The sequence below is a fragment of the Rhizobium sp. M1 genome (assembly GCF_002531805.1).
GTDB classification, from domain to species: domain Bacteria; phylum Pseudomonadota; class Alphaproteobacteria; order Rhizobiales; family Rhizobiaceae; genus Rhizobium; species Rhizobium etli_C.
The window spans coordinates 148,277-162,593 of sequence record NZ_NWSW01000010.1 but is presented as its reverse complement, the minus strand read 5'-3'; the positions used below and the strand labels follow the sequence as shown (position 1 = coordinate 162,593).

The 14,317-nt window shown below is 59.1% G+C and carries 16 protein-coding genes and 1 tRNA gene; all 17 read left to right on the top strand.

The annotated features are described in order from the left end of the window. Nucleotides 1-38: 38 nt before the first annotated feature. The 17 genes from CO655_RS11800 to CO655_RS11720 all read left to right on the top strand — a co-directional run bounded on the left by CO655_RS11800 (nucleotide 39) and on the right by CO655_RS11720 (nucleotide 13,004). The gene (locus CO655_RS11800; RefSeq protein ID WP_010034772.1) at nucleotides 39-470 is read left to right on the top strand and encodes a DUF2948 family protein; all 432 of its coding nucleotides are present in this window, start codon (nucleotides 39-41) and stop codon (nucleotides 468-470) included. Nucleotides 471-519: 49 nt separating this feature from the next. Then, the gene (gene hisD / locus CO655_RS11795; protein WP_097664776.1) at nucleotides 520-1,818 is read left to right on the top strand and encodes a histidinol dehydrogenase; all 1,299 of its coding nucleotides are present in this window, start codon (nucleotides 520-522) and stop codon (nucleotides 1,816-1,818) included. 4 nt (nucleotides 1,819-1,822) lie between these two features. Beyond that, on the top strand, nucleotides 1,823-2,296 hold the full coding sequence (locus CO655_RS11790) for a UPF0262 family protein (RefSeq protein ID WP_010034761.1): 474 nt from the start codon (nucleotides 1,823-1,825) through the stop codon (nucleotides 2,294-2,296). Beyond that, complete coding sequence (locus CO655_RS11785) at nucleotides 2,293-2,778, top strand: low molecular weight phosphatase family protein (RefSeq protein WP_170964841.1); 486 nt, start codon at nucleotides 2,293-2,295, stop codon at nucleotides 2,776-2,778. Before CO655_RS11790 ends, CO655_RS11785 begins: the two co-directional genes overlap by 4 nt. Before the next feature lie 122 nt (nucleotides 2,779-2,900). After that, nucleotides 2,901-3,119 (top strand): translation initiation factor IF-1, encoded by a 219-nt coding sequence (gene infA, locus CO655_RS11780; RefSeq protein WP_003545338.1) that lies wholly within the window; start codon nucleotides 2,901-2,903, stop codon nucleotides 3,117-3,119. 54 nt (nucleotides 3,120-3,173) lie between these two features. Continuing rightward, a complete protein-coding gene (locus tag CO655_RS11775; RefSeq protein WP_010028866.1) occupies nucleotides 3,174-3,794 on the top strand; it encodes a Maf-like protein in 621 nt (206 codons plus the stop codon). A gap of 33 nt (nucleotides 3,795-3,827) precedes the next feature. Next, a complete protein-coding gene (yacG, locus tag CO655_RS11770; RefSeq protein ID WP_097664775.1) occupies nucleotides 3,828-4,040 on the top strand; it encodes a DNA gyrase inhibitor YacG in 213 nt (70 codons plus the stop codon). Between the two features lie 179 nt (nucleotides 4,041-4,219). Next, nucleotides 4,220-4,295 (top strand) — tRNA-Phe (locus CO655_RS11765). Nucleotides 4,296-4,600: 305 nt separating this feature from the next. Continuing rightward, on the top strand, nucleotides 4,601-5,545 hold the full coding sequence (locus CO655_RS11760; protein ID WP_176539238.1) for a LysR substrate-binding domain-containing protein: 945 nt from the start codon (nucleotides 4,601-4,603) through the stop codon (nucleotides 5,543-5,545). 318 nt (nucleotides 5,546-5,863) lie between these two features. Beyond that, on the top strand, nucleotides 5,864-6,898 hold the full coding sequence (locus CO655_RS11755; RefSeq protein WP_097664772.1) for an ABC transporter substrate-binding protein: 1,035 nt from the start codon (nucleotides 5,864-5,866) through the stop codon (nucleotides 6,896-6,898). Nucleotides 6,899-6,946: 48 nt separating this feature from the next. Then, the gene (locus CO655_RS11750; protein WP_097664771.1) at nucleotides 6,947-8,017 is read left to right on the top strand and encodes an ABC transporter ATP-binding protein; all 1,071 of its coding nucleotides are present in this window, start codon (nucleotides 6,947-6,949) and stop codon (nucleotides 8,015-8,017) included. After that, on the top strand, nucleotides 8,010-8,879 hold the full coding sequence (locus CO655_RS11745; protein WP_097664770.1) for an ABC transporter permease: 870 nt from the start codon (nucleotides 8,010-8,012) through the stop codon (nucleotides 8,877-8,879). Before CO655_RS11750 ends, CO655_RS11745 begins: the two co-directional genes overlap by 8 nt. Before the next feature lie 11 nt (nucleotides 8,880-8,890). Continuing rightward, on the top strand, nucleotides 8,891-9,685 hold the full coding sequence (locus CO655_RS11740) for an ABC transporter permease (RefSeq protein ID WP_176539237.1): 795 nt from the start codon (nucleotides 8,891-8,893) through the stop codon (nucleotides 9,683-9,685). Between the two features lie 98 nt (nucleotides 9,686-9,783). Beyond that, nucleotides 9,784-10,920, top strand: coding sequence for an FAD-dependent oxidoreductase (locus tag CO655_RS11735; protein WP_097664768.1), 1,137 nt, complete (start codon nucleotides 9,784-9,786; stop codon nucleotides 10,918-10,920). Then, a complete protein-coding gene (locus tag CO655_RS11730; protein WP_097664767.1) occupies nucleotides 10,910-11,245 on the top strand; it encodes a (2Fe-2S)-binding protein in 336 nt (111 codons plus the stop codon). The genes CO655_RS11735 and CO655_RS11730 overlap by 11 nt, the downstream gene beginning before the upstream one ends. Next, on the top strand, nucleotides 11,238-12,617 hold the full coding sequence (locus CO655_RS11725; protein ID WP_097664766.1) for an FAD/NAD(P)-binding oxidoreductase: 1,380 nt from the start codon (nucleotides 11,238-11,240) through the stop codon (nucleotides 12,615-12,617). The genes CO655_RS11730 and CO655_RS11725 overlap by 8 nt, the downstream gene beginning before the upstream one ends. Before the next feature lie 27 nt (nucleotides 12,618-12,644). Next, nucleotides 12,645-13,004, top strand: a complete 360-nt coding sequence (locus CO655_RS11720; RefSeq protein ID WP_097664765.1) for a RidA family protein — start codon at nucleotides 12,645-12,647, stop codon at nucleotides 13,002-13,004. Nucleotides 13,005-14,317: the final 1,313 nt, after the last annotated feature.

Sequence of the window (14,317 nt, the reverse complement as noted above, 5' to 3'; positions counted from 1 at the left end):
CATCGCCATTCCGGCGGTGCCTGCTGGGATAAGACTGGATGACCGATCTGAAGCTTGTTGCGCTCGATGATGAGGATCTTGCCATCATCTCCGCGCATATGCAGGACAGCGTCTTCAAGGTCGGTGACATCGACTGGTCGCCGCGCGAAGCGCAATTCGCCCTTGCCGCCAATCGTTTCGTCTGGGAAGGTGCCGGGCGCAAGCGCAGGGGTTTCGAGCGCCGCCGGGCCGCCCTGGTCTTCAAGCGCGTGCTTGCCGTGCGTTCGCTCGGCATTGACCGTGGCGAGCGGGACGAGGTGCTGTCGCTCCTGGCGCTGCGCTTCGAGAAGAAGGGCGAGGGGCCGGATGGCACGGTCGAGCTGGCGCTGTCGGGCGAGGCCTCGATTGCGCTCGATGTGGAATGCATCGAGGCGCAGCTCGCCGATATCGGCGGTGCCTGGGAGGCGGCTTCCAAGCCGCGCCATCCCTGACGCCCGACGTTTGAATGTTGCGGTTTCGAGTTGAGAAGGAATATCGGCCTTGGCAATCTGGCTGGATCAGGCATCGGAAGGTTTCGAGCAGCATTTCGCCGCTTTCCTGACGACGAAGCGCGAAGTCTCCGAGGATGTTAACGCCGTTGCGCGCGCCATTATCGATGACGTCAGGGCCCGCGGCGATGTGGCGCTTGCCGAATATTCGCTGAAATTCGACGGCATCGATTTCGGCGCCGTGCCGATGCGCGTCACGCCTGAAGAGATCGACGCCGCCGTCGAGGCGGTGCCGTCGGAAGTGCTGGGGGCGCTGAAGCTCGCGGCGCTGCGCATTGAATCCCATCATCGCCGGCAGCTGCCGAAGGACGATATCTACGAGGACGATCTCGGCGTCCGTCTCGGCTCGCGCTGGACGGCGATCGAGGCGGTCGGGCTCTACGTCCCCGGCGGCACCGCGAGCTATCCGAGCTCGGTGCTGATGAATGCCGTGCCGGCCAAGGTCGCCGGCGTCGACCGCATCGTCATTGCCGTTCCGGCCACCGGCGGCGCCGTCAATCCGGCGGTGCTCGCCGCCGCCAAGCTTGCCGGCGTAACCGAGATCTACCGCGTCGGCGGCGCCCAGGCGATCGCCGCTCTCGCTTATGGCACCGAGACGATCGCGCCGGTCGCCAAGATCACCGGTCCCGGCAACGCCTATGTCGCTGCCGCCAAGCGCCACGTCTTCGGCACCGTCGGCATCGATATGATCGCCGGCCCCTCCGAGGTGCTGGTCATTGCCGACAAGGACAACAATCCCGATTGGATCGCCGCCGATCTTTTGGCGCAGGCCGAGCACGATGCCAGCGCCCAGGCGATCCTGATCACCGATGATGTCGAATTCGGCAAGCAGGTGGAGCAGGCGGTCGAGCGCCAGCTGAAGACGCTGAACCGTGCGGAGACGGCGGCGGCCAGCTGGCGCGATTTCGGCGCCGTCATCCTCGTTGCCGATCTGAAACAGGCTATTCCCTTGGCAAACCGCATTGCCGCCGAGCATCTCGAGCTTGCCGTCGCCGATCCGGACCGGCTGCTCGACGGCATCCGCAATGCCGGTGCGATCTTCATCGGCGCCCATACGCCCGAAGTGATCGGCGATTATGTCGGCGGTTCGAACCATGTGCTGCCGACGGCGCGTTCGGCGCGCTTCTCCTCCGGTCTTTCGGTGCTCGATTTCGTCAAGCGCACCTCGATCCTGCGCCTTGGGCCGGGTGAGCTGCGCACCCTCGGCCCGGCGGCGATCGCGCTGGCGGTCTCCGAAGGTCTCGACGCCCATGCGCGATCGGTTGCGATCCGCCTCAACCTCGAAAGGTGAGGGCATGGCGGCGGGCGATTTCCGGCTTTGCGACGTCGTCCTGGACGATACGATCGGCCGTTCGACGCCCGATGTCGAGCATGAGCGCGCCGTCGCCATCTTCGATCTGATCGAGGAGAACAGTTTTGCGCCGATCGGCCATGCCGGCGGACCTTATCGGCTGAACATCTCGCTGGTCGATTCGAAGCTGGTCTTCGCCATCACCACGGAAGACGGCGGCAATGTCGCCACCCATATCCTGTCGCTCACGCCCTTCCGGCGGATCGTCAAGGATTATTTCATGATCTGCGAGAGCTATTATGAAGCGATCCGTTCGGCCACACCAAGCCGCATCGAGGCGATCGATATGGGCCGGCGCGGTATCCACAACGAGGGGTCGCAGACGCTGAAGGACAGGCTGACCGGCAAGATCGAGATCGATTTCGACACGGCCCGGCGGCTGTTCACGCTGGTCTGCGTGCTCTACTGGCGGGGATGACGGCAATGGAGCTCGCCGCCGACGTCGAGGAGGGAAAGAGGCCGGGCGCCATCCTCTTCATGTGCGGGCTGAACGCCATCCGTTCGCCGATGGCGGAAATCATTGCCCGTAGCATTCTGCCGTCCAATACCTATATAAGGTCGGCCGGCGTTCGCGCCGGCGAGCGCGATCCTTTCGTCGATGTCGTGCTCGAGGAGATCGGGCTTTCCCTCGGGCGCCGCCAGCCGCAGACGCTGGAAGAGCTCGAGGACGATTATTTCGATCTGATCATCACGCTGTCACCGCAGGCCCATCACGCCGCGCTGGAGCTGACGCGCTCGAATGCAATCGACGTCGTCTACTGGCCGACCATGGATCCGACGGTTGTCAGCGGAACGCGCGAGCAGATTCTCGAGAGCTATCGCGAGGTCCGCAATCACCTGGCCGGTCTCATCGAAAGCCGGCTGCTGAAAAGAAAAGGCATTGCCGCGCAATCGGCGTGAAAACAAATGACGGAAAGCCCGATCAACAAGGTTCACAAACCCGCCTTGATTGTGTAGTTTCCGCCCAAATTTCAAGGCGCGCGCTGCGCTGCCTCTTCAACCCACAGGAAGAAAACCACTATATGCCGAAAGAAGAAGTCCTCGAATTCCCGGGAATCGTCACCGAACTTCTGCCGAATGCGACGTTTCGCGTGAAGCTTGAAAACGAACACGAGATCATCGCCCATACCGCCGGCCGCATGCGCAAGAACCGCATCCGCGTTCTCGCCGGCGACAAGGTGCTTGTGGAAATGACGCCCTACGATCTGACCAAGGGCCGCATCACCTACCGTTTCAAGTAAGCTTGCCCAAGGTTCTGCAAGGGTTTTCTCCCGTCTGCCGATGGTCGAGGTTCCATGGCGCTGAAATATAAGCTCATTCTCGCTTCGGGCTCGCCCCGTCGCGTTGACCTGCTCAACCAGGCAGGCATCGAGCCTTCGCGCCTGATGCCGATGGATATCGACGAGACGCCGAAGAAGTCGGAGCACCCGCGGTCGCTCGCCCGCAGGCTTTCGGCCGAGAAGGCGGAAGCCGCCCTTGCCGCCATCAAGGGCGATATCACCTGGAAGGGCAGTTATATCCTCTCCGCTGATACGGTGGTCGCCGTCGGCCGGCGCATTCTCGGCAAGGCCGAGTTCGCCGACGAGGCGTTGAGTTCGCTGCATCTTTTGTCCGGACGCAACCATCTCGTCTATACCGGCGTTTGCCTGGTGACGCCGGATCGCAAGATCCGCCAGAAGATCGTCGAGACCAAGGTCCGCTTCAAGCGGCTCTCCGGTTTCGAGATCGAGAACTACCTGGCGTCGGGCCAGTGGCGCGGCAAGGCGGGCGCCTACGGCATCCAGGGCCTCGCCGGCACCTTCGTGCAGAAGATGGTGGGCTCCTACACCAATGTCGTCGGCCTGCCGCTTTATGAAACCATTGTGCTTCTGACCGGCGAAGGCTTCGATGTGCATAGCCGGTGGCCCGAGGGCTAAAGCCCGCGGCCGACGCCATAGGACGGACCGATCATGCCCGAAGACAGGAAAGCCGCCGCCAAGGTCGAACCGCTGCGCAAGACGCGCCCTTGCCCCGAATGCGGCAAGTCGTCGAATCGCGAACATTATCCCTTCTGCTCCAACCGCTGCCGCGAGGTCGATCTCTCTCGCTGGCTGACCGGCTCCTATGCCATTCCGGTGGCCGATGACGAGACCAAGGCCGATTATCCCGACGAGGAAAACTAGGGAATCCATCGGCGAAGCTCTTATTTTTCCTCATGAATCGGCAAATCTGGCGAGACCGTCAAAAAAGAGTCATTTGACGCTTGCCATGAGCGAACAAGATGCTATAACCCCGCTCGCTTCCGGGGCGAACCAAGGCCCCGCGGTTCTTATTCTAAAAGAGGTCCATCGGAAGCAGGTTAGCCCAGGTAGCTCAGTTGGTAGAGCAGCGGATTGAAAATCCGCGTGTCACTGGTTCGATTCCGGTCCTGGGCACCACTCAATCTCCAAGCAGTTCAGGCAATTAGACGGCGATCGATCGAGATAAGTCGACCAATTTCATGTTGCGGCGGAATTCTCTGCATTCCAATGGTTGCCCCAGGGAGCGGCGAAACCACGTTACACGCTACCCGGCTGACGTTCCACATCGGATCTCCGACACCGGAGACCTGTTGCGAAGGAGTTCCTCGTCGTACTCTATAAGTGAGAACAATCGCTGGCATATTGTTCCCCACATCACCTGGCGGATCGATGTAAACCGGCCGGGAGATTGCGGCAGTCAAGAGGAAAGGTGAACCGGCATCATGCGTTTTTCTCATGTTGAGGCGTTTCGGGCCGTCATGCGCTCGGGTTCGACCACCGCCGCGGCGGAGATTCTGCACACGTCTCAGCCCAATGTGAGCAGGTCGATCGCCCAGCTGGAGAAAATCAGCGGCCTGCAACTGTTCGAGCGCTTGCCAGGCAAACTTGTCCCAACCAATGATGGTCTTTCGTTCTTCAAGGAAGTGCAGCGCAGCTTTGCGGGGCTGCGGCACCTGGAGGAGGCAGCCAAGCGAATTCGCCGGTTTAGCGGCGGTTCCTTGACGGTCGCCGCGATCCAGTTGATCGCACTTGGGCTTATTCCTCGAACAATCAAACGCTTTGCTCAGCATTATCCCGAGGCGAGCATTTCGATTCATACCGGCCACTCATCTGCGATCACCCAGTGGGTGGATGATCGGATTTGCGACATCGGCATTGTCTCTCAACTCAACGAAGCTTACGGGCTTCAGAGCGAGGTTCTGTACGAGATCGAGGCCGTCTGCGTCATGCCGAAGGGGCATCATCTCGCAGGTAAGTCATCCGTCGGGCCGAGCGACATTGCAAACGAACCATATATCTCGCTTCCGCGCAACGAGACCGGCTATTCCGCCGTCGACGCGATTTTTGAAGAGGCTGGGATCAGCCGCAATGTAAACCTGGAGACGTCGTACAGCTCGATTACCTGCTCACTTGTTGCCCAGGGGCTCGGTGTTGCCATCGTGAATCCCTTGGCCGCCCTCGATTACCGCCACACCGATATCGTCACTCGGCCGTTCCTTCCTGCGATAAAGCATTTTGGCTATCTGATTTATCCGAAAGGACGGCCGGAGGATCGGCTCGTTTCCAACTTCGTGGATGCCCTCAAACATGTGCTGGCCGATGACAGGCATCTGCTGACCGGCTCGTCATCGCCCGCCATGGAAGCTGCAGTTCAGGACGGAATTTAGGCGCCGACAGGGTTCAGAGCCCTTATTCACAAACGATCCAGCAAGCCGCTGGCGCCGTATCATTGGCACCCGAGTCAATGCCCGCCGATACGGTAAAGACATAGCATTGCGAATATTTTGGCCGTATCCTGGCTATTATTGTGGTCATATCTGGATTTTCGACCATCTCTATATATCAAAAACGCATAAACCCCCCGCATATTTCTATTTGCCTCGTCTCCTTTCGGCTCATACCGTGTGCAAGCGTTAGGCCAAGGGCCGAGAGCGAGGCGTCGCCGCTCACGAGCGGAGCGCCTTCACAAAACAAGGGGAACGACGATGAAATATATGCATCCGCTTTTGTTGGCTGCCGCGACGGCACTGAGCTCGCCTGCGTTCGCGCAGGATACCTTGTACTTCGCAGGATATTCCGGCGACTTCCAAACGATGTTCGAAAAGGAAATCGCCCCCGCGTTCGAAACCAAACAGAACGTCAAGATTGTTTACGTTCCTGGAAACTCCAGCGAAACAATCGCAAAGTTGCAGGCGCAGAAAGGCAACCAGGAAATCAACGTCGCGATGGTCGATGATGGCCCGATGCACCAGGCAATCAACTTCGGATTCTGCGACAAAGTTTCGGACGCGCCCGTTTACAACGACATCTACGATCTCGCAAACACGGCTACCTTTGAAGGCCGTGCGATCGGGCTAGGTCTGGTTGCGACCGGTATTGCCTACAACAAGCAAGCTTTTGATAAGAACGGCTGGCCGACGCCGACATCGTGGCACGATCTCACCGACGCTAAGTTTTCTCAGCGCCTCGCATCCAATCCCATTTCGGGGACGTACGGTCTCAGCACACTCGTAATGTTCGCCCGCATGAACGGCGGTGGGGAGACCAACATCGAGCCCGGATTCGACGCCGTCCGTGACAGGCTTGCCCCGAATGTCCTCAGCTGGTCGTCCTCGAATGCGCAACTGGCACAGATGTTCCAGAACGGCGACATCGACGTCGCGGTTTGGGGAAGCGGTAGAACGGTAGCGCTCAAGAAAACCGGTTTCCCCGTTGAATTCGTCTATCCGAAGGAGGGTGCACCCGCGATCGCGATCTCCGCATGCGCCGTTTCCGGCAGCAAACTGCCGGAGAAGTCGCAGGCTCTCCTCCAGTATCTCGCCTCGCCGGAGGTGCAAGCCAATTTGGCCAGCCAGGGCTATGGCCCGACGAACCGCAAAACAAAGCTCGAAGGCCCGTTGGCTGAAGAAGTACCTTATGGCGAGGAAGAACTTTCCAAGCTGATCGTGTTGGACTGGGAAACTATCAATCAAAAGCGCGCGGACTGGACCAAAGAGTGGACCCGGACGGTCGAAAAATAAGCGCGCATGCGCTTCGACCGTTACTACTCCAACGAATGAGCTTATCCGATGAGTAAACTGTCTATTCGTGGACTTTCAAAAACCTATGCGGGCGTCGTTCACGCCGTCCGCAAGGTCGATTTGGAGGTCGAAAGCGGAGAATTCCTCTCGCTTCTCGGTCCGTCCGGATGCGGTAAAACGACGACGCTACAGATGGTCGCCGGTTTCGTATCCCCGACCACCGGCACTGTTATGGTCGATGGCATGGACATCACCAATGCTGTGCCTGAAAAGCGCGACATGGGAATTGTCTTCCAGAGTTATGCGCTGTTTCCCCATATGACCGTTGCGCAGAACGTCGCCTTCGGTCTCGAGATGCGGAAAATGAAGCGCCCGCAACGTGATGACCGGGTTGCCGAGGCACTCACCATGGTACGGCTGTCCGGTCTGGAGAACCGCTATCCAAGCGAATTGTCGGGCGGGCAACGTCAACGCGTTGCAATCGCCCGCGTGCTGGCGATCCGCCCCCGCGTCCTCCTGCTGGACGAGCCAATGTCCAACCTCGACGCCAAGCTGCGCGGCGAGATGCATGTCGAACTCCGGGCGCTGCAACGGCGTCTCGGGATTACGACGATTCTCGTTACGCACGATCAGGTCGAAGCGATGACGATGAGTGACAGGATCGCGGTGATGGCCAACGGGGGAATTGCCGAGCTTGGGACCCCCCAGGAAATCTATGATCATCCGACTTCGGAATTCGCCTTCAAATTTCTCGGACAGACGAACGTCATTGCCGGCGATATTGCCTCTATCGAGGGCGAACTCGCGACAGTTCGGGTTGGCTCTGTTTCACTGAAGGCTAAAATCGGCGGGGGTCAGAACGGTAGGCAGATCAAGCTGTTCGTTCGACCTGAGCGGCTTCGCATTTGTCCCAGCGATAGCTGCAGAACCAGGGGAAAGATCGTCACCCGCCTCTTTCTTGGGGGCGTATGGTTCTATGAAATTGAGAGCGGCCTCGGAAATCTCCGGCTGTCCGTGGTTAACGTGGGAGCCGCGCAGCCACAGGAAGGCGAGGACGTCGGTATCACCTGGAATGACGGCGACTTGCAGTGTGTCGCATCGGAGGCCGCCAATGGCTGAGGTAAATAAACCCGGCAATAGTCAGCAGTGGTTTCTGTCGTCACCGGCGCTCGTTCTGTTTCTGGGGCTTCTCATCGTTCCCCTGGCCCTTACCGCGATTCTGTCGTTCAACGCCTTTGATTCTGCGCGCGGAACATTGCCCGAATACACGTTCGGCAACTACATCGAGGTCCTGTCGGACGGATATTACTACGAGCTATTCCTGCGCACTGCTTTAATGGCGCTCGGGGTCACAGCCCTTTGTATCATCCTCGGCGTCCCGGAAACTCTGATATTGGCCAGGATGCGGCCGTTCTGGCAGGGTACATTTTTCGTTGTCATCCTGGGCCCCTTGCTCATCTCGGTCGTGGTGCGGACCCTTGGCTGGTCTATCATTCTCGGTCGTGAAGGATTTATCAATTCATCCCTGATCTCCCTCGGCATCGCACAGAGGCCGGTCCAGTTGATGTTTTCGATGACCGGGGTCGTTATCGTGCTCACGCATGTGATGCTGCCGTTCATGGTCATCGCGGTCTGGAGTACTCTGCAGAAGCTCGATGGCCAGGTCGCCCATGCCGCCCGTTCGCTCGGCGCCGGGCCGCTGACAACGTTCCGTCGCATCAACCTTCCCCAGCTGATGCCAGGCGTTCTTTCCGGCGCCATCATCGTATTCACGTTGTCCGCATCGGCTTTCGCAACGCCGGGCCTGATTGGCGGCAGAAGAGTGAAGGTGGTGACTACCGCAATCTACGATGAGTTTCTGAGCTCGCTGAATTGGCCGCTTGGCGCAACTGTTGCGGTCTTGCTGCTTTTCGGAATCGTCTTGGTGGTTGTCGGAAGCAATCGTTTGATCGAGCGCAAATTCAAGCAGGTGTTCGCATGAGTAACCGAGGGATGGGAGAAAACGGGCCGGCAGCACTTATATTCCACACGCTGTTTACGGCATTTATTATTGCCCCTTTGGCGGTAATCATTTTGGTTTCGTTTTCCGACAAAGGCTTCATTTCGATGCCGTTCGATGGTGCGTCGCTGAGGTGGTATCGGGCGATGCTCGATGCCCCGGAGCTGATGAGTGCCTTCTGGCTGTCGATTTGGTTGGGTTTAGGAGCCGCCACAGTGGCAACGGCCGTTGCTATTCCTGCAGCGATTGCGATTGCGCGCTATCGGTTCATTGGCCGCGATGCCTTGACGGCGCTGCTCCTGTCGCCGCTGATGATCCCACACGTGGTCCTTGGCGTAGCCTTCCTCCGCTTCTTCTCCGTCATGGGTTGGACGGGTTCGTTCGCGGCATTGCTCCTGGTTCATGCGCTGATCGTGGTGCCCTTTTCTCTCAGGTTGACATTGGCGGCCATCATTGGTCTCGACCGCGATGCGGAGCTCGCCGCACGATCGCTCGGTGCAACTCGCTGGATTTCCTTCCGTCGCATCCTGTTCCCTTTGATTTTGCCAGGTGTCGTCGGGGGCTGGGTCTTGGCCTTCATCCAGAGCTTTGACGAAGTCACGATGACTATCTTTGTGGCAACCCCAGGTACGACCACCCTTCCGGTGGCCCTTTATCATCGCGTTTCGATGCTCACGGATCCGGTCACCACTTCGGTGTCAACGGTGATGATCGTTGGAACGATGCTTCTCATGTTCGTTCTCGACCGCGTGGTGGGATTGGACAAGGTTTTGATCGGCAAAAAGTAAGCGCGGCAACGAGCTGAGCCTTCCTCGCTACCGAGCGGGAGGACAGGATTCGTGCGCCAATTTCACAGAATGAGAGCGGCCCGCTAGCGGGGGAGTTAATGAGTAGAGAACAGTTGACAGTCGTGGGTGGTGGGCTCGTCGGAGCAGCGATCGCCTATGGTGTGGCAAGGCGCGGTGCTCGCGTTCGAGTGCTTGATCAAGGCGATGCGGCTTTTCGAGCCTCCCGGGGGAATTTCGGTCTGGTGTGGTTGTCCAGCAAGGGGGGCGGCATGCCACGTTATGTCCGCTGGACCCGCGACGCCTGCCGTCTCTGGGGTGAATTCCATAAAGAGCTGCTTGATGTCACCGGCGTCGACTCGGGCCTCCAGCAAAATGGCGGCTTCTGGCTGGGCTTCAGTGAGCAGGAGGTGCAAAAGCGGGCCGACCTCTTGGCAAAGATCGATCGCGAAGTCGGCGATGTCCCGTTCAAAATGATGGAGCCGTCCGAGCTTCGGCAATATCTCCCCGACATCGGCCCCGCCGTCATCGGCGGAAGCTTCGGTGCACACGACGGGCATGCCAACCCGCTGATGTTGTTGCACGCGCTTCACGCCGGCCTTCGAGAGAAGGGGGCAGACGTTATTACCGGTGCGGATATTGTTGAGCTCAAGCACGATCCGAGCAGCCGACAGTTCACGGTTCGGGCTGCCGATGGTCAAAGCTGGAAGAGCGATCGTCTTGTTTTGGCGGCAGGCCTCGGCATTGCAAAGCTCGCGGACCAAGTGGGCATTCATGCTCCGGTGAGGACGACACGTGGACAGGTCTTGATCACCGAGCGAATTAAGCCCTTTCTCGATTATCCGACAAACAAGGCTCGGCAGACTAAGGAAGGCTCCGTTCAGATCGGGTCGACGACGGAGGATGTCGGATTCGATGACAGCGCGACGACAGACAAGATCGAATGGCTTGCACGCCGAGCTGTCGCAACCTTTCCCCTTCTCGCTAAGGCACGGCTGGTCCGCGCCTGGGGCGCTTTGCGTCCGCTGACGCCCGACGGCTATCCGATCTACCAGGCTTCTAGTTCCTGCCCCGGCGCCTACGTGGCCATCTGTCACAGCGGCGTTACGCTGGCTGCCGCGCATGCATACCTCGTCGGTCCCTGGATGGGCGGGCTAACCGAAGCTCCGCCTGACTTTGATGTCTTCCACAGCGAACGCTTTCTGGTCCCCAATACGAGTTTCAGCCATGACCACTGACGCACTCTTCTCGATCCCCAAATCGCCGGATGTACGACTGGTCACAATCACCTTTGAAGGGGCTCAGATGATAGTCCCCGAGGGCATCAGCGTTGCCGCGGCCTTGCTGACAGGTGGCGCTCGGGACTTTCGATCAAGCATCGTTGGTGACACGCCGCGAGCGCCCTATTGCATGATGGGGGTTTGCTTTGAGTGCCTTGTCGAGATCGATGGAACTCCCGCAAGACAGAGCTGCCTGATCCCGGTGCGGGACGGCATGCAAATAAAACGTCAGCATGGTGCTCCTGCTCTGCATGACGCAAGAATTGGAGACAATCATGACTGAAGGTATGGTTGACCTCGTCATCATCGGTTCTGGCCCTGCCGGTATGGCCGCGGCCTGTGAGGCACGCGGGCTCGGCCTTTCGGTCGTTGTGCTTGATGAGCAAACGACGATCGGGGGGCAAATTTATCGCCGGATTGAAACAGCGCCGCGCCAGCTGTTCGACGTGCTGGGAAAGGATTACGAAGCTGGGCAGCGACTAGCGTCCGAATTCCGCGCGAGCGGGTCCGATTATATCGGCGGCGCCGTGGTTTGGAACGTCGCTGCAACCGGCGTCATCGACTATGTGGCGAACGGCAGGGCCGAGGAAGTCGCAGGCAAGTTCGTCCTGCTCGCCAGTGGGGCCATGGAGCGGCCGTTCCCGATCAAAGGCTGGACCCTGCCGGGCGTGATGGGGGCGGGGGCAGGCCAGATCATGTTGAAGGGCTCGGGGGCTCTTCCTACGCAACCTGTCGTTCTCGCCGGTTGTGGCCCGTTACTTTATCTTCTGGCATGGCAGTATCTGCGCGCAGGGGTCAAAATCGCGGCACTGGTCGACACGACGGAACGATCGGCTTATTTCCATGCCGCTCGCCACCTGTTCGGGGCGCTCAAGGGCTGGCAGGACCTCGTCAAGGGTATCAAGCTCATTTCGGCGATACGGCGTCATGGGGTCCAGGTCTATTCCGGCGCTCACGATCTTTCGGTCGTCGGCGACTTTCGCGCTGAAGGTCTGAAATTCCAATCTCGCGGCAAGACGGTCCAAGTGCCGGCCTCGCTGGTACTTCTACATCATGGCGTTGTTCCCAACACGCAGCTGAGCTGGTCGACAGGATCCCCGCACCACTGGAATTGCGATCAGCTCTGCTGGCAACCGGTAACGGATGAGGCCGGGCGTCTTGGGGACACGGCTGTCTATGTGGCGGGCGACAGCCGCAGTATCGTCGGCGCCAAAGCATCGGCAATACAAGGACGGCTCGCGGCGCTCGCGATCGCCGAGCGGCTAGGCGTGGCGAAGAACCTGCCAACACGAATTTCCGCGCTGACGGCTGAATTGAGACGACAAACGTACATCCGTCCCTTCCTCGACTCGCTTTACCGACCCCGGGATGAAAATCGGATTCCTCCAGACGAAGTGCTCGTTTGCCGATGCGAAGAGGTAACGGCCGGTCAGGTGCGCCACTACGTCGAATTGGGATGCCTGGGGCCGAACCAAACGAAAGCGTTCGGCCGGTGTGGGATGGGTCCATGCCAGGGCCGGCTTTGCGGACTGACCGTGACTGAAGTCATAGCGCAAGCACGGAAGGTGGAACCGGCCGAAGTCGGCTACTACCGCATTCGACCCCCGATTAAGCCCATCCTGCTTGGCGACTTTGCCGACCAAGCAAGCGATTGACCGTCTACTCAAACGAAAGGAAAGAAGATGAGCGATATCACCCGCATTGAAACCGATCCCCGCCGCAGCCGCGCGGTTGTTTACAACGGCATGGTGTTCGTTGGCGGCATGGCCGCTGACGATCGCAGCCAGGACATCACCGGACAGACCAAGCAGGCGCTTGCCAAAATCGAGCAGTTTCTTGCCAGGGCCGGTACCGACAAGAGCCGCCTGCTGACCGCGCAAATCTGGGTCAAGGATCTTGCCCGTGATTTCGAGGCCATGAACGAGGTTTGGAACGCATGGACGGCTCCAAACTCTGCGCCGACGCGCGCGACCGCGCAGGCCGAAATGGGTGCGCCGGACGTGCTGGTCGAGATCATCGTGACGGCAGCGGTCGGGCAGTAGCTTGGCCGATATCCGCCGTAAATGGATGATCTGAGCTGCCCGATATTGCAGCGAAAAGCGCCATCGGAAGCAGGTTAGGCAGGTGGTTCAGTTGGTAGAGCAGTGAATTGAAAATCCGTATGTCACGGGATCGATTCGGGTTCCGGGCACTACTCAATCACAAGCATTATCAAGCAATTAGAGGGGCATCGATCGAGATAAGTCGGCCAATTTCATGTTGCGTATGCCGCGGGGGAATTCCCTGCCTTTCCAACGGCTGCCACAGGGAAGCGGCGAAACCACGCGACATGAAATGTGGAACGCCCAGTTCACGTCCCCGTTTCGGGGCGGAGAAAGCCGCTGATCAGCTCCGCCCGGGTCCAATCATCATCCGCGTTCTGGTCGACAACGTCGGAGCAGCCAAACATAGGATTTGAGGCTTCCTGCGCCGACCAGCAAAACGGCGGCAGTGTGAGTGCCGCCGCATAGATTGGATTTGTCTGGCGATTATCGCACTATGCTTTCGGATTTCTCTTGGGCTGTAGCACCGTTATCGCTTCCGGCATTGGTGCCGTCGCTGAGCCCCCGTTTTTCCTGGCCATAGCCATTATTGCCCTTGGCAGTCTCGTCTGGTGGGCAATAATCACCCGCATAAGCGGCGCCTCCAACGGCAAGTGCCATAGTGATGCTGAGAGCGAGAGCTAGTTTGCTAGATGTCACCACGTGTCTCCCTGGTAAAGTTGCAACATCGACCAAGAATGCTCCGCATTGACCGAGGTGTCATCTTGCCTCTTGTGATAGTTCACTCGCCTGAAAGGCGTAAAGCCGTGGCAGTCGGCGCGGTTAATCCGGATGCCGATAGTGTCCGGTTTAGTTGAGTGCTGCCATGAAGTCCTCCGGTTCGCCGCATAGGTTCTCCTCCAGCCACCGCCGATATCGATCGAGAGCAGGCCCAATGTCCGCTCCTGTCGGGAGAAAAGAAGTCCTTCCAACGATAAGGCAAGTTGATGCCTCGAATTCACTCGATGTCCCGCTGGCCGAGATCATTGTTATACTGAGCTCATAGATCACGATTATCGCCGCCTTCGGCCGCGGTCGTCCCGTAAGGCGCTTACTCCGCCCGGGTTGACGCCGGCCGGGTAGGGCATCGAATGGAACCAACACCGGTCATCGCCGTTGTAAGCCAGGGAGTCCCACCATGAGCAACGCCCGTCAGGCGCGAACGAGATGGTGATGGTACTCCGAGGAGAACGCACATGGATCTCACAACCCTTCTCATCATCGTTGTGATACTTCTTCTGCTAGGCGGTGGCGGCTGGTACGGCCGGGGACGC

What these genes read in the sequence shown, in the direction of transcription:
- CO655_RS11800 (WP_010034772.1), top strand. Translation starts at nt 39, where the DNA reads ATGACCGATCTGAAGCTTGTTGCGCTCGATGATGAGGATCTTGCCATC.
- CO655_RS11790 (WP_010034761.1), top strand. Translation starts at nt 1,823, where the DNA reads ATGGCGGCGGGCGATTTCCGGCTTTGCGACGTCGTCCTGGACGATACG.
- CO655_RS11785 (WP_170964841.1), top strand. Translation starts at nt 2,293, where the DNA reads ATGACGGCAATGGAGCTCGCCGCCGACGTCGAGGAGGGAAAGAGGCCG.
- infA (WP_003545338.1), top strand. Translation starts at nt 2,901, where the DNA reads ATGCCGAAAGAAGAAGTCCTCGAATTCCCGGGAATCGTCACCGAACTT.
- CO655_RS11775 (WP_010028866.1), top strand. Translation starts at nt 3,174, where the DNA reads ATGGCGCTGAAATATAAGCTCATTCTCGCTTCGGGCTCGCCCCGTCGC.
- yacG (WP_097664775.1), top strand. Translation starts at nt 3,828, where the DNA reads ATGCCCGAAGACAGGAAAGCCGCCGCCAAGGTCGAACCGCTGCGCAAG.
- CO655_RS11760 (WP_176539238.1), top strand. Translation starts at nt 4,601, where the DNA reads ATGCGTTTTTCTCATGTTGAGGCGTTTCGGGCCGTCATGCGCTCGGGT.
- CO655_RS11755 (WP_097664772.1), top strand. Translation starts at nt 5,864, where the DNA reads ATGAAATATATGCATCCGCTTTTGTTGGCTGCCGCGACGGCACTGAGC.
- CO655_RS11750 (WP_097664771.1), top strand. Translation starts at nt 6,947, where the DNA reads ATGAGTAAACTGTCTATTCGTGGACTTTCAAAAACCTATGCGGGCGTC.
- CO655_RS11745 (WP_097664770.1), top strand. Translation starts at nt 8,010, where the DNA reads ATGGCTGAGGTAAATAAACCCGGCAATAGTCAGCAGTGGTTTCTGTCG.
- CO655_RS11740 (WP_176539237.1), top strand. Translation starts at nt 8,891, where the DNA reads ATGGGAGAAAACGGGCCGGCAGCACTTATATTCCACACGCTGTTTACG.
- CO655_RS11735 (WP_097664768.1), top strand. Translation starts at nt 9,784, where the DNA reads ATGAGTAGAGAACAGTTGACAGTCGTGGGTGGTGGGCTCGTCGGAGCA.
- CO655_RS11730 (WP_097664767.1), top strand. Translation starts at nt 10,910, where the DNA reads ATGACCACTGACGCACTCTTCTCGATCCCCAAATCGCCGGATGTACGA.
- CO655_RS11725 (WP_097664766.1), top strand. Translation starts at nt 11,238, where the DNA reads ATGACTGAAGGTATGGTTGACCTCGTCATCATCGGTTCTGGCCCTGCC.
- CO655_RS11720 (WP_097664765.1), top strand. Translation starts at nt 12,645, where the DNA reads ATGAGCGATATCACCCGCATTGAAACCGATCCCCGCCGCAGCCGCGCG.